Annotated in this window: 23 protein-coding genes; 10 read left to right on the plus strand and 13 right to left on the minus strand. The window is 31.3% G+C overall.

Annotation, left to right across the window (positions count from 1 at the left end; translation table 11 throughout):
• The 6 genes from Q0975_RS24405 to Q0975_RS24430 all read left to right on the plus strand — a co-directional run bounded on the left by Q0975_RS24405 (position 1) and on the right by Q0975_RS24430 (position 6,741).
• The gene (locus Q0975_RS24405; RefSeq protein WP_299442109.1) at positions 1–771 is read left to right on the plus strand and encodes a hypothetical protein; all 771 of its coding nucleotides are present in this window, start codon (positions 1–3) and stop codon (positions 769–771) included.
• Positions 772–804: 33 nt separating this feature from the next.
• A complete protein-coding gene (locus Q0975_RS24410; protein ID WP_299442113.1) occupies positions 805–1,563 on the plus strand; it encodes a hypothetical protein in 759 nt (252 codons plus the stop codon).
• 96 nt (positions 1,564–1,659) lie between these two features.
• The gene (locus tag Q0975_RS24415) at positions 1,660–2,166 is read left to right on the plus strand and encodes a DUF6702 family protein (protein WP_299442116.1); all 507 of its coding nucleotides are present in this window, start codon (positions 1,660–1,662) and stop codon (positions 2,164–2,166) included.
• 61 nt (positions 2,167–2,227) lie between these two features.
• Positions 2,228–4,534 carry a M1 family metallopeptidase gene (locus Q0975_RS24420; RefSeq protein WP_299442119.1) on the plus strand — a complete coding sequence of 769 codons (2,307 nt, stop codon included), beginning with the start codon at positions 2,228–2,230 and terminating at the stop codon, positions 4,532–4,534.
• 89 nt (positions 4,535–4,623) lie between these two features.
• Positions 4,624–4,917, plus strand: a complete 294-nt coding sequence (tatA, locus tag Q0975_RS24425) for a twin-arginine translocase TatA/TatE family subunit (RefSeq protein ID WP_299442122.1) — start codon at positions 4,624–4,626, stop codon at positions 4,915–4,917.
• Positions 4,918–5,250: 333 nt separating this feature from the next.
• Positions 5,251–6,741 (plus strand): S8/S53 family peptidase, encoded by a 1,491-nt coding sequence (locus Q0975_RS24430; protein WP_299442125.1) that lies wholly within the window; start codon positions 5,251–5,253, stop codon positions 6,739–6,741.
• Positions 6,742–6,809: 68 nt separating this feature from the next.
• On the opposite strand, the gene Q0975_RS24435 is transcribed toward Q0975_RS24430, so the two are convergent.
• The 4 genes from Q0975_RS24435 to Q0975_RS24450 form a co-directional block, all read right to left on the minus strand.
• Positions 6,810–7,451, minus strand: coding sequence for an O-methyltransferase (locus tag Q0975_RS24435; RefSeq protein WP_299442480.1), 642 nt, complete (start codon positions 7,449–7,451; stop codon positions 6,810–6,812).
• A gap of 447 nt (positions 7,452–7,898) precedes the next feature.
• Positions 7,899–8,072, minus strand: a complete 174-nt coding sequence (locus tag Q0975_RS24440; protein ID WP_299442128.1) for a hypothetical protein — start codon at positions 8,070–8,072, stop codon at positions 7,899–7,901.
• A gap of 178 nt (positions 8,073–8,250) precedes the next feature.
• A complete protein-coding gene (locus Q0975_RS24445; protein ID WP_299442131.1) occupies positions 8,251–10,959 on the minus strand; it encodes a CHAT domain-containing protein in 2,709 nt (902 codons plus the stop codon).
• Positions 10,960–10,987: 28 nt separating this feature from the next.
• On the minus strand, positions 10,988–11,461 hold the full coding sequence (locus Q0975_RS24450; RefSeq protein WP_299442134.1) for a hypothetical protein: 474 nt from the start codon (positions 11,459–11,461) through the stop codon (positions 10,988–10,990).
• A 125-nt stretch (positions 11,462–11,586) separates the two neighbouring features.
• Between Q0975_RS24450 and Q0975_RS24455 the strand changes: the two genes are divergently transcribed.
• Both Q0975_RS24455 and Q0975_RS24460 read left to right on the plus strand, forming a co-directional pair.
• A complete protein-coding gene (locus Q0975_RS24455; RefSeq protein WP_299442137.1) occupies positions 11,587–12,147 on the plus strand; it encodes a sigma-70 family RNA polymerase sigma factor in 561 nt (186 codons plus the stop codon).
• The gene (locus Q0975_RS24460) at positions 12,147–12,962 is read left to right on the plus strand and encodes a hypothetical protein (RefSeq protein ID WP_299442140.1); all 816 of its coding nucleotides are present in this window, start codon (positions 12,147–12,149) and stop codon (positions 12,960–12,962) included. The genes Q0975_RS24455 and Q0975_RS24460 overlap by 1 nt, the downstream gene beginning before the upstream one ends.
• A 92-nt stretch (positions 12,963–13,054) precedes the next feature.
• Here the strand turns inward: Q0975_RS24460 and Q0975_RS24465 are convergent, their stop codons facing one another.
• Both Q0975_RS24465 and Q0975_RS24470 read right to left on the minus strand, forming a co-directional pair.
• Positions 13,055–13,237: a hypothetical protein gene (locus Q0975_RS24465; protein ID WP_299442143.1), complete on the minus strand. Its 183-nt coding sequence runs from the start codon at positions 13,235–13,237 to the stop codon at positions 13,055–13,057.
• A 67-nt stretch (positions 13,238–13,304) separates the two neighbouring features.
• Positions 13,305–13,454 carry a hypothetical protein gene (locus Q0975_RS24470; RefSeq protein WP_299442146.1) on the minus strand — a complete coding sequence of 50 codons (150 nt, stop codon included), beginning with the start codon at positions 13,452–13,454 and terminating at the stop codon, positions 13,305–13,307.
• A 196-nt stretch (positions 13,455–13,650) separates the two neighbouring features.
• On the opposite strand from Q0975_RS24470, the gene kynU reads away from it, so the two are divergent.
• The gene (kynU, locus tag Q0975_RS24475) at positions 13,651–14,937 is read left to right on the plus strand and encodes a kynureninase (protein ID WP_299442149.1); all 1,287 of its coding nucleotides are present in this window, start codon (positions 13,651–13,653) and stop codon (positions 14,935–14,937) included.
• A gap of 4 nt (positions 14,938–14,941) precedes the next feature.
• On the opposite strand, the gene Q0975_RS24480 is transcribed toward kynU, so the two are convergent.
• The gene (locus Q0975_RS24480; RefSeq protein ID WP_299442152.1) at positions 14,942–15,793 is read right to left on the minus strand and encodes an AraC family transcriptional regulator; all 852 of its coding nucleotides are present in this window, start codon (positions 15,791–15,793) and stop codon (positions 14,942–14,944) included.
• Positions 15,794–15,931: 138 nt separating this feature from the next.
• On the opposite strand from Q0975_RS24480, the gene Q0975_RS24485 reads away from it, so the two are divergent.
• Positions 15,932–17,095, plus strand: a complete 1,164-nt coding sequence (locus Q0975_RS24485) for an MFS transporter (protein ID WP_299442155.1) — start codon at positions 15,932–15,934, stop codon at positions 17,093–17,095.
• Positions 17,096–17,114: 19 nt separating this feature from the next.
• On the opposite strand, the gene Q0975_RS24490 is transcribed toward Q0975_RS24485, so the two are convergent.
• The 6 genes from Q0975_RS24490 to Q0975_RS24515 form a co-directional block, all read right to left on the minus strand.
• The gene (locus tag Q0975_RS24490) at positions 17,115–17,825 is read right to left on the minus strand and encodes a hypothetical protein (RefSeq protein WP_299442158.1); all 711 of its coding nucleotides are present in this window, start codon (positions 17,823–17,825) and stop codon (positions 17,115–17,117) included.
• Between the two features lie 90 nt (positions 17,826–17,915).
• Complete coding sequence (locus Q0975_RS24495) at positions 17,916–18,284, minus strand: cupredoxin domain-containing protein (protein ID WP_299442161.1); 369 nt, start codon at positions 18,282–18,284, stop codon at positions 17,916–17,918.
• Positions 18,285–18,337: 53 nt separating this feature from the next.
• Entirely contained in the window at positions 18,338–18,886 is a 549-nt protein-coding gene (locus tag Q0975_RS24500) for a carboxymuconolactone decarboxylase family protein (RefSeq protein ID WP_299442164.1), read from the minus strand.
• A gap of 469 nt (positions 18,887–19,355) precedes the next feature.
• On the minus strand, positions 19,356–19,727 hold the full coding sequence (locus Q0975_RS24505) for a DoxX family membrane protein (protein WP_299442166.1): 372 nt from the start codon (positions 19,725–19,727) through the stop codon (positions 19,356–19,358).
• Between the two features lie 28 nt (positions 19,728–19,755).
• Positions 19,756–20,229, minus strand: coding sequence for a hypothetical protein (locus Q0975_RS24510; RefSeq protein ID WP_299442169.1), 474 nt, complete (start codon positions 20,227–20,229; stop codon positions 19,756–19,758).
• Positions 20,230–20,616: 387 nt separating this feature from the next.
• The gene (locus tag Q0975_RS24515; RefSeq protein ID WP_299442172.1) at positions 20,617–20,898 is read right to left on the minus strand and encodes a UBP-type zinc finger domain-containing protein; all 282 of its coding nucleotides are present in this window, start codon (positions 20,896–20,898) and stop codon (positions 20,617–20,619) included.
• Position 20,899 lies beyond the last annotated feature (1 nt).

Genomic DNA, 20,899 nt, shown 5'->3' on the forward strand with positions numbered 1-20,899 from the left:
ATGACCAGAATATTACTCATTGTTATACTTCTTTTTATGTCCACCAATATCTTTGGTCAATCCCAAAGATTAAAAGGTGTGATTGTAGCTGATTCATTAGAAGGTTTTGCGATTAATATTGTGAATTATACAAAGAAGATTGGAACTACTAATGACGAAAGAGGGGCTTTCGAAATTCCTGCAGCTGTTAATGACTCAATTATTTTTTCATCCGTTCAATATGAGGTTATTTCTATCATAGTATCTGAAAGAGATTTAGATAATCAGAATTTCCAATTAAAACTCTATCCTGTAATTCAGAAACTTGATCAGGTTAATGTTAGTAATATTAACCTTTCAGGGAGTATAGAAAAAGACACAAAAGATATAAAGGTAACACCTGTAGTTAATAATAAAACTTTAGGTCTTCCTTATAAGGATATAAAACAGCCTACACGTGCAGAAAGAAGAATATATACGGCAACAGCTTCCAATGGTATTTTATCCGTAGATCGAATTATTAATACAATTTCTGGAAAGCTAAAAAAGTTGAAAAACAATAAAGCTATAGAAGATTTAAAAACACTTATTCAAAAAGGAGAACAATCATTTAGTACTACTTTTTTTGTTGATGCCTTAGAATTACCAGAAAACCTTATTACTGATTTCATGTATTATTGCGCAGAAGATGATTATTTCAAGAATTTATTAGAGAACTCTAAAAAAATTTCATTACTGGAGTTTTTCAAACAAAAAGCAATATCATACAAAAAGCATAAAGAAATTGACTGATTCTGTTTTCAGAAATAAGTAAAAACATATAAAATGATTAAATCATTACTTTTTCTTTCTATTTTCTTTTGTTTACTAAACACTTATGGTCAATCTGAAAAATTGAAAGGAGTTATTGTAGCTGACTCATTAGAAGGTTTTGCGATTAATATTGTAAACTATACCAAAAAGATAGGAACTACGAATGATGAAAGAGGTGTTTTCGAAATTCCAGCAGCCATTAATGATTCAATTATTTTTTCATCTGTTCAATATGAGGTTATTTCTATAATAGTATCTGAAAGAGATTTAGATAATCAGAATTTCCAATTAAAACTCTATCCTGTGATTCAAAAACTAGATCAGGTTAATGTTAGTAATATTAATCTTTCAGGAAATATAGGTAAGGATACTAAGGATATTAAAATAAAACCACATTTAGATAATAGGGTTTTGGGATTGCCAATTAGAAATATAAAACAACCAACATTAGAGGAGCGAAGAATTTATACCGCAAGATCTGGTCCAATAGATTTATTGGTAAATAGTTTAAATGGTAAGCTTAAGAAATTAAAAAAGCTAAAAGAACTTGCAGACCTTGATCTATTAATTCAAAAAGGAGAACGCTCCTTTGACGTTGCTTTTTTTGTAGATGATTTAGAATTACCAGAGAATCTTATCTCTGATTTCATGTATTATTGTGCTGAAGATACGTATTTCGAAAATTTATTAGAGAATACAAAGAGACTCTCATTACTAGAGTTTTTTCAAGAGAAAGTGAGCTCTTACAAAAAGTATAAAGAAATAGACTAGTTTGTTCATTGGGATACAATAAAATTATAATTAGATGCTTTTGGCATAATATTTTATATCAAAATATTACATTTACCATCTTTTAAATTATATTAAATGAAGAAATTACTATTCATTGTATCAGTCCTTCTGATTTCTCTAAGCTCATTTACTGCACTGCATAAATTTTATGTTAGCGTTACCCAAATAGAATATAATCAGGAACAAAAATCATTACAGATTATTTCTAGAATTTTTATTGATGATATAGAGGAGGTACTAAGAAAGCGATATGATGAAACTATAGAATTGGTTTCAGAAACGGAAGAAACCAAGGTAGACCAATACTTAGCTAAATATTTGAATCAGAAATTAACCATTACCGTTAATGGAGAAGAGATGATCTTTAATTTTATTGGAAAAGAATATGATAACGATCTTGTGTTATGTTATTTAGAGGTAGAGAATGTACCACCATTGAAAACCATAACAATTTCTAATCAGGCTTTGATGGATTTCTTCGATGAACAACAGAATATTATACACGTAAAAAAAGGGAAAAAACGCAAAAGCCTTATCCTTGAAAAAGAAAAGGATAAAGGCATGTTAAAGTTTAGTGAATAAATCATTAAACTTTTAAAAAACAACTATTTTGCGATTTATTACATAACACAATAACACTCTAATGAAAAAAATACTTTTTATCCTTTCAGTTACTTTTTTTGTTTCTGGCTCTTCATTATACGCTCAAAATGAAAGTGAAGAAACTCGCGAGTTAGGACATACCAATCAAAACAAGTTTAAGCAGATGTATGATGAGTTTGCAACTCCTAATATGTACAGAACTGCTTCCGGAGCTCCTGGATCTGCATATTATCAGCAGCAGGCGGATTATAAGATGGATATTGAGCTTGATGATAAAAACAAAAAACTTACTGGTAAAGAAACCATAACATATACAAACAATTCTCCTGATAATTTAGAATTTCTTTGGGTGCAATTAGATCAGAATATGAGATCTAGAGAATCTAAAACTCCATTAATTCAACCAGGAGGAGTAGATGCGGCAGATCCGCCAAATCGATTTGTTGGAAAATATATGGGAGAAGGTTTTGATGGAGGATTTAATATCACAGCGGTTAAGAATGCTGCGGGTAGACCTTTAGAATATACTATCAATGGAACAATGATGCGTGTAGAGATGCCAAAAGATTTGGCGTCTGGTGCGAAGTTTGTGTTTTCTATAGATTGGTGGTATAACATCAATGATCACGTTAATGGTAGAGGTAGATCAGGTTATGAAGAGTTCGAAGATGGTAACAGAGCATATGTTATTGCTCAGTTTTATCCAAGAATGGCAGTTTATAATGATGTAGAAGGTTGGCAGAATCACCAGTTTTGGGGTAGAGGAGAATTCGCACTTCCATTTGGAGATTTTGATGTAAATATTACAGTTCCTTCAGATCATATTTTGGACGGAACAGGAGTCTTAGTCAATAGAAAAGAAGTGTTTACTAAAGATATGATGAATCGCTATAATAAGGCAAAAAAATCATATGATGAACCGGTAGTTATTGTAACTCAAAAAGAAGCTGAAGCTAAAGAGAAAACATTTGCTGAAAGCAAAAAAACTTGGAAGTTGAGTGCTAAAAATGTACGTGATTTTGGATTTGCAACATCTAGAAGGTTTATCTGGGATATGATGGCAGTTAAAATTGGCGGAAAAGATGTGATGGCTGTTTCTATGTATCCTAAAGAAGGAAATCCTTTATGGGAAGATTGGTCGACTAAGGCTGTAGCCAGTACATTAAAATCGTATAGTAGAATGACTTTTGATTATCCTTATCATAAAGCTATTTCTGTTCATGCTAAGAATCAAGGTATGGAATATCCTATGATTTGTTGGAATTATGGGAGACCTGATAAGAAAGGTAAATTTAGTGATCGTACTAAATTCGGAATGATGAGTGTGATTATCCATGAGGTTGGACACAACTTTTTTCCTATGATTGTTAATAGTGATGAACGTCAATGGACTTGGATGGATGAAGGCCTTAATACTTTTGTGCAATATGTAGCTGAACAAGATTTTGGAGAATGGTATCCAGATGCAATTGCTCCCTTAAAAAAATATCCTTCAAGAAGAGGTCCTGCAGCTAAGATTGTTCCTTATATGAGTGGAGATCAGAGTTTTATTTCTCCGATTATGTCACAATCTAATAATATTCACCAGTTCGGTTCGAATGCATATTCTAAGCCTGCAACAGGATTAAATATTCTTAGAGAAACTGTAATGGGAAGAGATTTATTTGATTATTCATTTAGAACGTATTCTCAGAGATGGATGTTTAAGCACCCAACGCCAGAAGATTTCTTTAGAACAATGGAAGATGCATCTGCTGTAGATTTAGATTGGTTCTGGAGAGGATGGTTTTATACTACGGATTATACAGACATAGGAGTTAAAGATGTAACAAAATATGTGGTTTCTAAGGAACCAAACCAAAGAGCAAAAGATTTTGCTACTGCAAGAGGAGCTAAAGTTGAGGATTTCGGTCCATTAGTATTTATGGTCGAAGAAGGTAGCGAGGAATATGAAACCATCAAGAAAAATGGTAATATCATAGATGATGCTAAAACATTAAAAGAATATTTGATAGATAATTTTTCTGTTGAAGAAAGAGAAGTTCTGAAAGAACCAAAATATTTTTATGAAGTTACTTTTGAAAAACCTGGTGGTTTAGTAATGCCATTGATAGTAGAATATACGTATGAAGATGGAACGTCTGAAACAGTAACATACCCAGCAGAAATCTGGAGAAAGAATGATTCGTCTGTAAAAAGAGCTATTGCTTCAGAAAAAGCTATTTCTAAGATCGTAGTAGATCCTAATCAAGAAACAGCAGATATTGATACTTCGAATAACAGCTGGCCTCAGAATAAAAAACTAGGTAAGTTTGATAAATTCAAAAATAAAGTAAAAGGTCAATAAGTTAAAAAACCTTTAAATTATAAATTAAAGCCGTTCGTGATCGCGAACGGCTTTTTTCTGTACATTATTGTAGCTATATTTGCATTGTTATGATAGCATTACCATTATTTATTAGCGGAACCGAAATCGCCTTTATATTAGTTATTGTGGTTATGGTTTTTGGCGCAGATAAAATACCTGAAATCGCAAGAGGTTTAGGTAAAGGAATGCGTATCGTTAAAGATGCTACTAATGATATCAAATCAGAGATAACCAAGAGTGCAGAAAAGCACGGTATTGATACTGATATTCCTTCTTCAATTACTTCTGATATCAAAAAAGAAATAACACAGGTTAAAAAGGATATCGAAGATGTTACAGGTCCTGTAAAACGTAAATTCTAATTTTTTCTGTACTTAGTTTTGTCATTTCGATAAAATAAATCTTCAATTTTTACATTTTTAATCAAAAAACTAGTCTTTTTTTGAACTATTTTTTTCTGTAGTCTTTTTCTGTAAAACCCTTATAAACATTGGTATTTAACATTATTTTTTAGTCCTATGCAAGCATAGGATTTCATTTTTTTTTTAAGATTCTTTCAATAAAACACATGAATATTTAGATTATATTTAATAAATTAGTAGTGAAATTAACTAAATGGTAATTATTTGACATTTTTAAGAAAATCGTAATCTTAGAAAGTCATTAACACACAAACTCATTAATCTTATACTAAAATGAAAAAAATTATTACTCTAATTTTAGGGCTATTCCTTGTCCTGTCATGTTCTAAAGAAGATCCAACAGAAATTATAGATGAGAGCTCAGTGTCTCAAAAAATGCTTTCCATTGAAGAAATAAACGCTTTTATAGAAACTGAACTGAAACAAAATGGTGATTTGGATTGGACTAAGGCTCCAACTAATGTGCTATATAGTGCTGTTATGCACGGAGGTGAAGTTTTAACAATAGGTTTTGGAGAAAAAGGAGAGAGTTTTATTGACGGAACTCAGCGATCGCCTAGATTGAATAATATTAAAGAAGGTATTATTACTACAGTGCAAAACAAAGAAGGAGTTACTCGTTCTAATACAGTTGTAGCGGACGATAATATTCTAAATGTTATGGATTTAAAAGTAACGGACTTCGAAACCATTGTAGAATTACAAGCAATGGATAACATTCGTTATCTTGAACCTAATGGGTATGGGTTTTATCTTCAGGAAAATGTGCAGGAAAAATCAGCAGGATGTTCTCAAAGTGGGCAATCTATTAATAGTGGAGATTATAGTGTAATCTCTCCAAATGCAAGATTACCATGGAATTATAAAAAACATAATATTGATGACGCTTGGAGTCTTAGTACAGGAGCTGGAATCACTGTAGGTCTTATTGATACTGGTTTATCGGCAAACCAAAACCTTTTAGGTAGTGGATTCAATGATGGTGCTTCTAACGGCAGATCTGTGCAACGTTTCGGAACATTTATAGATTCTCCTTGGTGGTGGTCTAATAATATAGATGGCCCTAATGATAGATGTGGTCACGGAACTCAGATGGCTTCCGCTATAGCATCACCGCGTAATAATGATTTTATGCCAGTAGGTGTTGCTTATAATTCTAATTTGGTTGCTTATAGAGGAACTGAAGATGTAGTTCTCAATGATTACCACGAACGTAAAGGAGTTAGTAATGCATTAAAAGCATTAGGAAATAGAAGTGATGTAAAAATAATCTCTATGTCTGTTGGATATCCTTGGTCAATAGGTAATGTAAAGGATGCTGTAAGGTATGCATACGGAAAAGGTAAGATGATCATGGCTGCTGGTGGAACGTCTACTACTTTTACAAACTGGTATGGTGTTATATTTCCAGCAAGTATGAGTGAAACGGTTGCAGTAACAGGATTGAAAGATAATGGATACAATCGTTGTGATATTTGCCACGATGGTAATAAAATTGATTTTACAATTATTATGCAAAGAGCTAGTAATACTAGTAGAACGGTACCAGTTTTAGGATTTAATAACGGTGCACAAGCGTATGTGGGTGGATCTTCAGTAGCAACAGCCATGACAGCAGGTATCGCTGCATTAGTGTGGGCTCGTAATCCGAATATGTCAAGAGCACAAGTATTGGATAAGCTGAAAAGAGCAGGAGAATTTTACCCAAATCGTAATAGCAAGTTTGGTTACGGTAATATCGATGCACTTAAAGCAGTACAATAATAAATGAATTAGCAATTGTAGTTACTAATACATGTAAGAAGTGGGGTCTTTAAAGATCTCACTTTTTTTTATAGTACCCTGCTAATTGTTAATCCATCTCTTATAGGCAACAATACGGTTTCCACGCGATTGTCTTCTATTAACAATTTATTGTAGTCTAATAAAGCTTTGGTAGAAATGTCATCTTCAGCAACTTCTTCAATTACTTTTCCGCTCCATAGTACATTATCGGATAAAATAATACCACCAGTATTCATTTTATTAATGATTAATTCAAAGTATGATGAATAATTCGGTTTGTCTGCATCGATAAAAACTAGATCAAATTTTATATCCAGATTAGGTATGATCTCAGTGGCATCACCTATATGTTGGTGTATTTGATTGCCATAAGAAGAAAGATCAAAATATTTACGCTGAAAACTTTCTAATTCTTCATTGATATCAATCGTATGCAAAGCACCATCCTTTTGCATTCCTTCTGCTAAGCATAAAGCAGAATAACCCGTATAAGTACCAATCTCCAAAATGTTTTTTGGATTGATAAGCTTAGATAATATGCTTAAAACACGTCCTTGATACGGACCACTCAGCATACGTGGTTGTAATATCTTTTGATAGGTTTCTCTGGTTAATTGTTGTAGTAATTCAGGTTCTTTTTCTGTGTGATTTACTACATATGTGTCTAATGCTTCGGGTATGAAATGCATGTGCTCTACTTTTTTTTGCAAAGCTAATAGTTTTATGTTGTACTTGCCAAAAGAAAACCCTTTACCATGAATTATAGATAAAGGGGTTAAATAATTTAAGTGAATTATTCTATAAAGAAATATAAGCGATTTAAACTAATTTTGTTTTAAGTTTTAGAAACCTTGACACGTAGCTCCGGCTCCGCGACATCGTTGGCCAGTACTATTTAATACACCATTTATAGAATCTGCTTCTTCCGTAAATCATGAACTTGCTGGGTTATCCGAAAATCCACAATGACAAACAAAAACTCTACTTTCTCCGGCTAAGCTATATCCTGCTATAATATCTTTTTGAGAGTTTTTTTGATAATTTTAATCCCTTTGATTTTAATTATTTCCATGAGTTTAACTATTTATGATTTAATTAATTTATTTATGATATTAGGGTTTTATAATTATATTTTTTTAAGACATACCTCCATCTTCAAATTCTGGATTTGTATGACAAAAAGCCCCGTGAGGACAGTTTCTAGCCACTGCTCTATTTAGAGAAGCTCTATCTGGGTAATCACCAATCCAAGAAGTAATACTTTTTTTACAGCCACATCTTACTCTTACACTTCCAGTTATGAATTTCAATTCAGTTTTGGTAAGTGTTTTAACGCCTTTTAATTTTAAAAGTTCTTCTAATATATTTATTTAATTATTAATTAATACTATCCTAAATGTTTAGGCATATTTAGAATATATGTCTACTCTTAATGAATGAGTTTTCATAGAGTAGTTCAAGAAGAAATATTCTGTTAGCCAGAAAAAATTATTTTTTGGAAATTCTTTTGTAAAGAAGAAATATGAAAAGAGAAGAAATCAGGATTCCAATAAGTATATACCAATTATTTATGGAAGAATACATAGGTTCAGGATTTCCTATGAGAACAAGTGAAGACCAGTAATAGGGAGAAGCATCACTGAGTGAGTGATTTTTAAGATAAGTGAGTTTAGCTAGACGTAGTGCTTCAGACTTTGATGTACCTTTTCTAAGGTGTTTATAGAAGTCAGTTATTATTTCTTGTGTTGATTCGTCATCTGCTTTCCATAAAGTGGATACCACACTATTGGCACCAGTATTAAAAAAACCACGAGCGAGACTCATAACACCTTCACCTCTTTGTAATTTGCCGATAGAAGTATTACAGGCACTTAAGGTGATAAGTTCTGCATTGTTTTTAGTACTATATATATCATTTAACGTAATATTTTGTGTACTGGTAGCTACCCAAGGTGTAATAGAATCATTAGCGTTTGCATGAGTAGAGAGATGAATAATTTTATAATCAGATAAAGAGTTTAATAGATTTTGTAGTGAAGCTTTTTCTTCTAACAGGATATCACTATCAAATGTTTTCGCTGCTTCATTTATTTCTGCACTACTTTTAGTAAGCGTTGGTAAGTTGTTTTTGTAATTTATAGGGGCAAAACCTAAAAATTCCTTATTATATGATCTTTTTAGTTGTTTATTTTGTTCTAGAAAAGAAATAGAATATGCATAACTTATATCATAATCTTCAATTAAATATCTACCTTCTTTTTTCATTAATGCTTCAAAAGGGAGGCTTTGTAAGTTTTGATCAGGAACAATAACAAGATTACTGTTATTGTCTTTTACTATAGTATTTGGTAAAAGTCTATCGTATAATTCTTTGCTGATACGATTAAATTCCTTTTTATCTTTTTTTGAGTAAAATGGTTTTGAAATCAGTTCTTTAAACCTACTTATTTGATCATGAACTAAAGAAATGCTGTCTATTTCGTATAGTATTTGTTCTTTCTCAAAAATAACTAATCCATATCCCGATTCATCGTTAAGAATATAATGAATGAACGTTGTGTTTTTTCTTTCTGCTTCTTTGATTACTTTTTCAAAAGATAGGATGTCGGTGTTATTCTTAGACTTATAATATGTAGGGTATTTATATTGCAAGGAATCCATAAATAATTCATATTCCTCTTTAATATCAAAAAGAATAATTGAGTTATTATTCTCTTTTTCAGATCCCTTAAGATTATTTTGAGCTTGGGCAATTTTTCGTTTTAGTTTTAGTTCTTTTTTAAGAATACTATCAGGCATATTAAAGAAAGTTTTAGAACGTTCTTCAGTTAGATCTTCTAATAATAACAGAGCCTTGTTCTTTTCTAAATAATAGTACGCGGATTTAGGGTTGTCAAGTAAAAAGGAAATTTTCACCAAATTGATATAGAGATCAGATGCTTGCTCTCTCCAAAATAATTTGGATTCTTGATGCGTACTTTCTAGTTTTATTAAATCGATTAGTTGATCTGCTTGTTTTAAGAATAATAATGCTTCTTCAAGATATTGTTGTTTTTTCTCTGAATACTCATATCTTCTGAGTTTTGTAATAGCCTTTGATTTAAGCAGGTTAATAGCCAGGTTTGTGTCTTTATACCTAGGAGTAGATTCTTCTGAATAACTGGAGTCGCTTGACTGTATTTTAAGTTTTTGTAACGATTGAGAAAAGGAATTTTGAGCTTGATTATATTTCTTTTGATCTAAATAACATAACCCAATATTGTAAATAGTTCGTGAAGTATTAATATCGTTGTTATGAGGGTATTTTAAGGCTCTATTAAAATAGTATAAAGCAGAGTCATTTTTTTTCTTATGATAGATATTTCCTAAGTTATTATAAGTGCTAGAAATTTTTAAACTATCCTGCATTGAAATAGCCAATTCTAATGCTTTTTTATAGTATGGCAGACAATCATAGGTTTTATATTTAGTGCCACTATTATATAGGTTTCCATAGGTTTCATTGATTAAGAAATCCTGATGTATGGAGAAGTGTTCATAAGTTCTTAAAGTGTCTAATTCTTGTAAATTTTTTATTCCTCTTTCAATATTCTTGTCAGTGAAAATTTCTTGATGTGTAATAGATAGCTTTATAGAAGTTGAGATAACTTTTGTGTAATTTTTATCAATGTAATACAACTCGATAGCTTTTTGAAAATAACTAATAGCTGTATGATAGTTTCCCGTAGATTTAAAATTTTCTCCTAACTTATTATATGCCCTTGCCTTTTGACTTCTAGAAACATCCATGGCTATGATTTTTTCATATTGTTTGCTGGAAGCCTCATAGTTTTCTTGTTTTTGATACATAGATCCAAGAAGTTGGGTGTTGATAGTAAACAATTTTTTATTTGATTGTGAAAGAGATTTTTGAAAACCAATAGCTTTTTCAGCTAGATTTATACCATCTTGTAAATCTGTATTAGAGACCCAATAAGCAAAAGCAGTTAAGTCAATTGCGTATTGCAGAGAATCTTGATTAACTAAATGTTTTTTTAATAGTTTTTCGAGCGCAATTCTTTTTTTGTTTACTGTTAAATTAGAAGATAGTAAATTTTTGTATGCGTCAGAAGGAGTAGGGTTTTGCGCAAGACTGTTAAAAATAGAAAAAAACAATAGTAAAAGAAAAACTACTAAATTGCTATAGAGTTTGCTCATATCTTTTACTATTGTTGTGCTTAATTTTTTAATAATCATTATTACCAAAAGGATCATCTACAGGACCATTCCCTCCTGATGAACTACAAGTTCCGCTTTGACATTTATCAAGACATCCTTTAAGAGGCTCACAAATCGGTTCGTCTGGATCGTGATTTGGATGATTACTTAAGTAATTTTGAATGTAGTTATTTAAACCAGAACAATCGGTATACCATTTTTCTTGAGAACTATTTAATGTTTCATAAGATAATATTACTCCAGGACCGTACGAATTTCGGATAGCATTCTTTTCCATTGGAGTAAGATTTGAGTTATAAAATGTAAATATGATTTCACAACCTTCTATAAGAGGACCCGAATTACCAACGCTAGATCCCATTTTCCCATGAAATTCTTCTGTTAATTTTGTATTTTCTTCAAATGTTTCTTCATCAGAAGAACAGCTTTGTGACAAAAATATAAACGTACCTACTAAAATTATTCCAATAACTTTTTTCATTACTTAAATTTGTTTAAAAATATTAATATTTATTCATTTTGAAAACCTTATCGTAAATAGTTTTCACACTGTAGTTCAAAATAATTAGCTTTGTTACCCATATTTAAGATTTTAGGAGATTACTAATGAAGAATAACAATTACTTTATTGAAGGGATATTACATTCTAATGAAAAAGTCATTACTGATGTTTACTCACTCTTCTTTCCTAAATGCCTAAAATTTGTGTTGCAAAATAAAGGTCAAACTGCCGATGCAGAGGATATTTTCCAAAAAGTTCTAATGCAAATTTCGGCTAGAATTAGATGTAGAGAGTTAGAAGTTGTTAACTCCACGTTTGAAGCTTATATTTTTACTGCGTGTAAAAATCTATGGCGTAGAGAATTAAATAAAAGAAAACGGGTAACAAATACAGAGGTAAAGGAACTTGTTAGTGAAGAATCGGATATGGCCTATGCTTTGTTAGAACAGGAACGATGGGAGCTTTTTAAAGAAAAATTAGAAAAACTATCTGATAATTGTAAGCAAGTATTAACACTATTTCTTAAGAAAGTGTCTTACGCGGATATTGTTATACAATTATCATATTCCTCAGAAACTGTTGCAAGACAGCGTGTTTTTAAGTGTAAAGCAAAGTTAATAGAGACCGTGAAATCCGATGAACGATTTAAAAATCTGATATCATAATGGACGCTAACCACCAAGAAAAATATCATGATCAAATCGATGCATACCTCAGAGATGAACTTTCTTTAGAGGACAAAGCTCTTTTTGAACAATCTTTACAGAAAGATCCTGAATTATTAATGGAATTCAAGGTGCATCAAGAGTTATTTGCTCAAATGGATGAATCTGTCTGGATCAATGAATCCTTTACTCCTGATATAGAAGAAGTAAAACAAGTAGAAGCGTATTTTAGGAGTGCTGAAGCTAAAAAATTAAAAGATACCATAGCCAAAGCTCAAGCCAATTATCAGAAGAAAAACAACATTTCTTTTTTGAAGAATAGGTTGTTTCTTCCGATACTCGCAGCTGCTTCTATTGCAATATTTGTGGTGTTATATACCTTGAATTCTAACAATTCTTCTCAGGACTTGTATGTGGGATATAGTCAGTGGCGGGACTTACCTTCTCTTACTAGCAGAAGTGATGAAAGTCAATTGGCAGAAGGACAACGTTTATTTGAACAAAAGAAATATAAGGAGAGTTATACTTTGTTTAAAGATTATGTAGAAGGTAAAAACGAAATTTCACCACCAGTATTGGTATATTCAGGGCTTTCTGCACTAGAACTTAATAAATATAAAGAAGCTATTTCTTATTTCGATCAATTAATAAATTCTGATACGATAGATCAGTCCAAAGGATATTGGTACAAAGCTTTAGTGTATTTAAAACAAAATAAGAAACAAAAAACGATTACCATTTTAGAAGAAATAACTACAGATAAGAATAATTATAACTATCAGGAAGCATTAGAATTATTAGATAAGTTGAAATAATAGTAGTATTTAGGTTCTAAACTAATATATAATAAGGGAGTCTCTATCTATAAAAGACTCCCTTACTTTTTATATTGATATAAGCTTATTTATTAAAGCCCACATTTACAAACTTCTTCAATTGGATCCCATCTAGGATCTTTTCCGTTAGGACAAGCTTCAAAAATACCAAAGTCACAATTAAATGGGTTTATTTGCCACCCGCCATGAATCGTCTTCTGGTTAGCCTTGCTCAATTGTTGAATTCCGTTTAATTTCAATAATTTATGTAACATTATTATCGTTTTAAAAATTATAATAAAAATATAAATAATGTGATTTATGAACCACAGAATAATTGTTTTAGCAAGGTGCACAAAACCAGTCAGGACCAGGGAAAATAATCTGACCGCACTCTCCTGGACCACATGGAGGACAATGTCCACCGTTTACATTTTTTTGAACATTTTTACTAATTGTTTTTACTCCGTCTAATTTTTTTAATTCTTTCATAAGAATATGAGTTTAAGATGATATTGTATGCCTGATCATTTAAAGACACTCAGGATATATGTCTATTCGTTGCAATTGGTTTTTAGTACGTTATGAAGATAAGAAATATGCGGTAATTTCCCTGTTATTTTTAAAGGCTTTTTAAAAGATTATTTAATTTCAGTTCTAATATGTATTTTTGAATCAAAACTCAAGAATGCGATTCGAAAACAGCAGAGAATTTGCTAAGAAATTAGATCAAGAAGACCCTTTACAATCCTATAGAGATCAGTTTCTTTTCCCTAAGGTTAATGATAAGCAAGTCATATATTTTACAGGAAATTCTTTAGGACTTCAGCCTAAAAACACAAAGAAGTATGTGGATGATGTTATGAATGATTGGGCAGAACTTGCTGTAGAAGGACATTTTTATGCCGATAAACCTTGGTGGGACTATCATGAGCGAATGGCTAAACCCTTGAGTAAGATAGTAGGAGCTAAACCTTCCGAAATTACGGTGATGAATACGCTTACTGTAAATCTTCATTTGTTGATGGTATCATTCTATAGACCTCAAGGAAAACGTTATAAGATTATTTGCGAAGAAAAAGCTTTTCCTAGCGATCAGTATATGCTTCAAAGCCAGGTTCGTTTTCACGGATATGACTCAGAGGATGCTATTGTAGAAATTAAAAAACGAAAAGGAGAACATAATTTTAGATTAGAAGATATTCTTTCTACCATTGAAACTGTAGGGGATGAGTGTGCTTTAATTTTGATTGGAGGAGTTAATTATTATACGGGTCAAGTTTTTGATATGAAAACAATCACCAAAGCAGGACATGATATTGGAGCTTTTGTGGGTTGGGATCTTGCACACGGTGCAGGTAATATTGATTTAAAACTTCATGATTGGGACGTGGATTTTGCATCTTGGTGTAGTTATAAATATATGAATAGTGGTCCTGGGAATGCTTCAGGATGTTATATACATGAACGATTTCATAATAAGAAAGATATTCCTCGTTTCGAAGGATGGTGGGGAACTAAGAAAGATTCTAGATTTCTTATGAAGCCAGAATTCGAACCAATGCCTAATGCAGATGCTTGGCAGATGAGTAATGCGCCTATTTTGTCTTTAGCTCCTTATCTGGCATCATTGGAACTTTTCGATGAGGTAGGAATGGATGCACTTATTAAAAAGCGAAATCTTATAGTCGCATATCTGGAGTTTGTATTAAAAGAAATTGATGCAGAAGTGGAGAGTTCTTTTGAAATTATTACTCCATCAAATCAAGAAGAACGAGGAACGCAACTTTCTGTATTCCTTCACGGAGAAGGAAGAAAATTGTTTGATTATTTGATGAAAAATGGAGTCATTACTGACTGGAGGGAGCCTAATGTTATTAGATTAGCACCAGCTCCTTTTTATTGCTCTTACGAAGATATGTATGAGTTTGGTCAGGTTCTCAAACAAGGAATTTTGAAAAAGAGTGTAGAATGATCCTTTACTCTAATTCTTTAATATAGTTAGAAGGAGAAACACCAGTGTATTTTTTGAATTGCCTGCAAAAATAAGATGGATCATTAAATCCACATTGATACAAAACTTCGGAAATTGAAGTATTCTTATTTTCGAAATGCTCTTGAGCTTTTTTAATTCTGAATTCATTTAGGAAGCTGATAAAACTTTTATTTGTGGATGATTTAAAGATTCTACAAAATGAATTAGGCGTCAACCCTAATTGTTCAGCAATCATTTCTGATTGAATTTTTTTAGCATAATTCTTATTTACATAATCAAAAACCTTAGATATTCTGGGTAAAGATGTTTTGTCAATTTCCAGATGATGATGAGATTTTACAATAGGTTTTTTACCCTTAGATATAGAAAGGTGATATAGGATATGTATAAAGTTTAATAATTTTTCTGTGTTGTTTTGGTTAGAAAGTTTTAAAAAAGAATCTGATAGTTCTTCTTTAACTTCTTTAGAAAAAATACAACCTTTTGATGATTTTCTAATAAATTCTAGAATAGATGAGAATTCTGGGAAAAGTTTTAGTTTTTCTGTAATAAAGCTTTCATTGAATTGAATGACTACTTCTACATTGTCTTTTAGATCTTTATTCCCAAAAGGCATATGAGGCATGTTTGGCTCGAGAAAAATTAGCAACCCATCTTCATAATTTTCGGTACTTGATGCTACCTGAACTAGACCATTTCCGTTTCTAACAAATACGATCTCATATTCTGGATGTAAATGCCAATTCACTTCGTTGCATAGAGAATCTTTAGTGTAACTTTCTATTTTTAGAGATTTGGATTGTTCCAGGTAAATTGGTTCATATGATGGCTTCATGTAACAAATTTATCATATTAATCTAGTTTATTTAGCTCTAAAGAATAAATTGTTTTAGTGTTAGGGTATTTTGTACTAATATGAAGAGTTTTTTGTAGTTAATTTTGATATAAAGTTGAACTTATTAAAAAGGAAAAATTGAATTCTTTATACTTACTTACTACAAAATTACGATACTTTGGACCGGCTTGGGTTTTTGCTTCGCTTAATATTATGACAGGTACTTGGGTGTTATACATTCCTAAAGTGAGGTCGAAATTATTAATTGATGATGCCCAATTAGGAATTGCTCTTTTTTGTTTTGCATTAGGTACGTTAGTTATGATCCCATTATCTTCTTTAATCATTGGTAAACTCGGTGTTGGTAAAGTGACAATTATTGGGATAACTCTTTTTGCTTTGTTATTCTTGATGCCAATAATTGCTCCGAGTTATATATTGCTATGTACAGTTTTATTTGTGGTTGGTTTATCAGCCTGTTTAACAGATATAGCTATGAATGCACTGGTATCAGAGATTGAGCAAGAAGATAATATTCATATAATGTCTGCCTCTCATGGTTTTTTTAGTTTAGGAGGAGTTATTGGTGCTGGTATTGGGAGTTTATTGATTACATATTTCGAAATGCCACTAACACATATGCTATGTGCTACAATATTTGTAATCGTAACCAATATTTTGGTTTGCAAAGAATACATACATTTAAAAGGGAAAAAAGAAGAACGGTTAAAAAAATCTTTCGATATAAAATTGATAAAACCACTTTTAGGGCTTACAATTATTGCGTTTTTAATTATGGGTAGTGAAGGAGCTATAGAACATTGGAGCAAACTTTATATACAAGATATCATTAAGATTTCTTCAGAAAAGATTTCTGGATTTGGTTTTGTTGCTTTTTCTATTATGATGACATTAGGACGATTTTTTGGAGATAGCGTAAGTAAATATTTTGGGTCACTCCCGATAATTATGGGTGGTTGTTTGATTAGTATTTTTGGTTTTCTTGCTATACTGGGTACTACACTACTATTAGCAGTTGTTGGTTTTGGATTAGTAGGTTTAGGCTTTTCGGTAATTATACCTGAATTATTTAGATTGGCCGGAAAAACTAAGGGCGTTTCTCCTGCAGAAGGTATATCTTTCGTTGCGGGTTTTGGTTATCTTGGGTTTCTAATAAGTCCGCCTTTTTTGGGGTTATTGTCCAAAATGGATAGCTTAATACTTAGTTTTACAGCTTTATTGGTTGCAACAATAGTCGCATTAATAGTCACGTTCTTTATTTCTAAGATAGTATCTAAATGATCAAAGTCAAGATTTGGAATTATTCTATAATGACTTTAATATTGGTGAAATGAAGTTTCCAGTTACCTTCACTCTTATTATGCGTTTTAGCAATTCTGATTCCGTTAAAGTCTTGGTAATCTTCCCAGGAAGTGGTTAAAGATGGTTCCTTTTTATTCTTCTCTCTAAAGACCCATTCTTTTATTTTAAAATCACCTTCAAAATAAAAATCATAAGCATCACCAGGTGTATATCCTCCTTCGTTTTTGTATACAATAGTGAATTTTTGCATTTCTTTTGAGCTAATAGGAGCAACTGCGTTTACGTGATGTTCTGATGTAAAACTATCTTGATCCCAAACTAGATTAAATGGAGCAAGCAACCAATATTTATCGTTAATAAATCCTTGGTCAGCTTTTAATGAAGTACTGTCTATACTAGCTCGGTTATAAGTAATAGTATCCTCTTTAGTAGTAAGGGTAATTTCATTCTTTTTAGGTTTCCAATTCCAAGAACGCTCATAATGACTACTGTCACGATCTACATTAAAAGTAAATTTTATTTCTTTTACCTTATCCCATTGTGCAAAACCATTGGCATTAGCAATAGCTTCAGCAGTTGTGGGTATTTTCTTTTTTACTGCCTCAGTATCTTTTACTTCAGTGACCTCATACTTATATTCTTTTTTTGACTCTTGTTTACAACTTATTAGCAATAAAGAAAGTAAGGTTAGTAGTACTATGTTTTTCATTCTGAAATGGTTTTTGGCTAAAGTATAGAAAACAAAAACCTTGCTAAATTGAATTAACAAGGTTTTAGGGTTTTGAAATTATTTTTAGAACTACTCTACAATCAATTTGTATTGAGGAGTTTTATTTAAAGGACAGAAGTAATTATATTCTCCTTTTTGTAATGTTACTGTTTTAGAACTTTCTGTTTTTCCCTCAGCAACTACTTTGGTTACATATGCTGTCTGAATATGATTTTTAGGATCTGAAGCATCTTTTCCTGCCGGTACCAATACGAAACCTACATCTGTTCCTGAGTTGTTGTTAGATATATTAAAAACATAACTTCCTTCTGATAGCGTAACTTGTTTCTGAGTAAATTCTCCTTTGGTTTGCTCTAGAGAAACTGTTTTAACTTCTTGAGCAGACGTACTTAATGTAATTGCGAAAATAAATGTGAATAATGTGATTAACTTTTTCATGATTTTAGATATTTATATGTTAATGGTTTTTAAATTAATTTTTGAATAGGATATTATACAGTGGCAGTTTCTAATGGCTGTGCTACTGGGAAATCAACAGGGACTTGTGTTGTGCTATGGATGTAATTAGAGATTGTTTTGTCTCCTACTAATACAATAGTATCGATTAGGTTTCCTTTATTGTACCCAGCGGCAAAGAACTCATCTACTATATTCTGATCTGTACGACCTCTATTTTCTGTAATGTTTTTAGCTAGTTTTGCTAAAGCATTTAGTTTAGGGTCAAAAGATGCAAATCCTGCTCTTAGTTCTAGTATTTGTTCATCAGTAAAGCCATTCATTTTTCCAATTGCGGTGTGTGCTGATAAACAGTAAATACAGCTATTTACTTCGCTAACGGCTAAGTTAACTACTTCTTTTTCCTTAGCTTTTAATGAGGTTTTTGCATTGGATAGATTTAGGTAATTTTCTAATGCAGTTTCACTATGCGCATAAGTAGCGTATAAATTTGGTACGAACCCCAATGCACTATTAAGGTTATCAAAAATTCCTTGGTTTGTAGTATTTACTTCTTCTCTTGTCGGTACATTAATTGTTGCCATGATTTTGTTTTTTTAATATCCTGAATTCATTTTCAGGATTAGTTTATATTTTGTTTTAATTGTTCTTATAATTTGATATTGCAAAGATGCGATGGGAATACTGATTCTGAAATGGCCATTCTTCCCTACGACTTGTCAATTTTTCCTTTCCTATATTTTTGAGTTTAGATATTAGGATCTTTCAGCATCACAATAAAAGTCATGATGACTTCTTTGATCACAGTGCGCTTTCGGATTTAAAGTATTTACTATTTTTCTTTTTCCTTGACGAAAAATTTCTATTAGATTGAATATGGATTTATTAGTATCGATCATTTTTATATTGTTTTAAATTAACAATACAAAGATCAGGCAATACGGAAGCTTCTGAAATGTTAGTTTTTCCCGACTACTTGTATATTTTTCCTTAGGCATAAAAAAACCTCCAATTAAGGAGGTTTTTATAATCTTATATATTATGTTTCTTTATTTAGAAGAACTTGATTTCTTTCCTTTTAATCCAAAGTATTATTGCACTAAGGATAAAGGTTAACATTGCTGTAATAAATAAGATTCCTCCATCACCATTAATTTCAATCCCTAATTTCGTAATGTGCATAAAAATTGCTCCACCGATAACACCGAGTGTTAAGGTAGCTCCTATCCAAACAGTTTTAGGGATTAGTATTAAGACACCAGCTATTAGTTCTGAAATTCCGATAGCAATTCTACCATAAGGTTCCAGTCCGACTTTAGAAAAGATATAAACGCTATCTGGATGTGCGGTAAATTTAAATCTAAGGGTTTGTATAAGGATAATAGCAACAACTATCCTTAATACCAGGGGTAAGGCATTCTTCATTTTAGTATGTTAGAGTTTGTGTTTATTTTTATAGAACACTGGGTAAGGCGTCTATTTTCCCATTAAAGGTATCCTTTCTGGAAATAAAATACAATTCCTCGAGGTTGTCATCAATAGAGAATTGATGGGACAACTGTGGTAAATTGTTAATCAAAAAAAGCTGAAATGCTTCTGCATTTCTACTTCTGTTTGCAGCTTTTTGTATGATTCTCAGATAAGAAGCTGTAACTAACTCAACATTATTTTTATTAGAAACAAAAAGTAAGGAACTGTTTTTTCCCTTCAAAAATTTTATTTCTTTTTTAAATTTTATTTCCTTGGAAGCAATTAAATCGTCATTATAATTGCTAAAAGTATTTTTATACACTATTTCTTTAGTGTTTTTTAAGTATACAGTTTCTAGTAGAGTTTCATATGTTTTTTTCTGTGTATGACCAGAAAAAGATACCATGAAGAAAATTAGTGTTATTATTACTGTGATATGATTGTATAAATTTTTCATGTCGTTACAATTTTTACTCGAAATAACTTCGGTAGTTAGTAAATCATTTGTTATACTACAAAGTTGGGGCAAAAACATGTAGGTTAAAAGGTCATTTCTTCCTTCTTTATTATAAATACTTCCCTAAGGCTTCAGAAGTAAAGTATTTGACATCTTTAGCATAACACTTAAGTCGTATTTAGTTCTAAAGTATTACAAACTAAGATCTATTTAACAAGTTGCTGATCATAAAATAGGATCAAGTTTATAAATATTAATCAGAATTTAGATTGTAAAATACTTTCAAATTTAGTGATTAATCATAACAAAATATGTTATAGAAAGTTTAATTGTTTTAATTGAATCTTAAGTGAGTTAGCAATGTTTTTATTGATAAGTAATTGTTTTTTAGTATTTTAAAAACGACTTGTGTTCGTAGCACCAAGCCCATTTTTCATTAGGTTCTGCAGAGATTACTACGGGATGTTTATGATCAGCATAATGATTGCTAGCGTGTTTATTGGGAGAAGAATCACAGCATAGCGTAACTCCACATTCCTGGCAAGTTCTAAGATGTACCCAGTTGTCTCCCATTTTTACGCATTGAGCACATTTATAGCTGTCGTCTTTTTTGATACTTTGGATATCTAAATTTTTTAGATGATTACAAGTTTTAGTTTTAAACCCCATA

The organism is uncultured Aquimarina sp. (assembly GCF_947500065.1).
GTDB lineage: Bacteria > Bacteroidota > Bacteroidia > Flavobacteriales > Flavobacteriaceae > Aquimarina.

Bases quoted from the DNA above. Each gene is read 5' to 3' on its own strand.
- Q0975_RS24405 (WP_299442109.1), top strand. From the start codon at position 1: ATGACCAGAATATTACTCATTGTTATACTTCTTTTTATGTCCACCAAT.
- Q0975_RS24410 (WP_299442113.1), top strand. From the start codon at position 805: ATGATTAAATCATTACTTTTTCTTTCTATTTTCTTTTGTTTACTAAAC.
- Q0975_RS24415 (WP_299442116.1), top strand. From the start codon at position 1,660: ATGAAGAAATTACTATTCATTGTATCAGTCCTTCTGATTTCTCTAAGC.
- Q0975_RS24420 (WP_299442119.1), top strand. From the start codon at position 2,228: ATGAAAAAAATACTTTTTATCCTTTCAGTTACTTTTTTTGTTTCTGGC.
- tatA (WP_299442122.1), top strand. From the start codon at position 4,624: ATGATAGCATTACCATTATTTATTAGCGGAACCGAAATCGCCTTTATA.
- Q0975_RS24430 (WP_299442125.1), top strand. From the start codon at position 5,251: ATGAAAAAAATTATTACTCTAATTTTAGGGCTATTCCTTGTCCTGTCA.
- Q0975_RS24435 (WP_299442480.1), bottom strand. From the start codon at position 7,451: ATGCATTTCATACCCGAAGCATTAGACACATATGTAGTAAATCACACA.
- Q0975_RS24445 (WP_299442131.1), bottom strand. From the start codon at position 10,959: ATGAGCAAACTCTATAGCAATTTAGTAGTTTTTCTTTTACTATTGTTT.
- Q0975_RS24450 (WP_299442134.1), bottom strand. From the start codon at position 11,461: ATGAAAAAAGTTATTGGAATAATTTTAGTAGGTACGTTTATATTTTTG.
- Q0975_RS24455 (WP_299442137.1), top strand. From the start codon at position 11,587: ATGAAGAATAACAATTACTTTATTGAAGGGATATTACATTCTAATGAA.
- Q0975_RS24460 (WP_299442140.1), top strand. From the start codon at position 12,147: ATGGACGCTAACCACCAAGAAAAATATCATGATCAAATCGATGCATAC.
- Q0975_RS24465 (WP_299442143.1), bottom strand. From the start codon at position 13,237: ATGTTACATAAATTATTGAAATTAAACGGAATTCAACAATTGAGCAAG.
- Q0975_RS24470 (WP_299442146.1), bottom strand. From the start codon at position 13,454: ATGAAAGAATTAAAAAAATTAGACGGAGTAAAAACAATTAGTAAAAAT.
- kynU (WP_299442149.1), top strand. From the start codon at position 13,651: ATGCGATTCGAAAACAGCAGAGAATTTGCTAAGAAATTAGATCAAGAA.
- Q0975_RS24480 (WP_299442152.1), bottom strand. From the start codon at position 15,793: ATGAAGCCATCATATGAACCAATTTACCTGGAACAATCCAAATCTCTA.
- Q0975_RS24490 (WP_299442158.1), bottom strand. From the start codon at position 17,825: ATGAAAAACATAGTACTACTAACCTTACTTTCTTTATTGCTAATAAGT.
- Q0975_RS24495 (WP_299442161.1), bottom strand. From the start codon at position 18,284: ATGAAAAAGTTAATCACATTATTCACATTTATTTTCGCAATTACATTA.
- Q0975_RS24500 (WP_299442164.1), bottom strand. From the start codon at position 18,886: ATGGCAACAATTAATGTACCGACAAGAGAAGAAGTAAATACTACAAAC.
- Q0975_RS24505 (WP_299442166.1), bottom strand. From the start codon at position 19,727: ATGAAGAATGCCTTACCCCTGGTATTAAGGATAGTTGTTGCTATTATC.
- Q0975_RS24510 (WP_299442169.1), bottom strand. From the start codon at position 20,229: ATGAAAAATTTATACAATCATATCACAGTAATAATAACACTAATTTTC.
- Q0975_RS24515 (WP_299442172.1), bottom strand. From the start codon at position 20,898: ATGGGGTTTAAAACTAAAACTTGTAATCATCTAAAAAATTTAGATATC.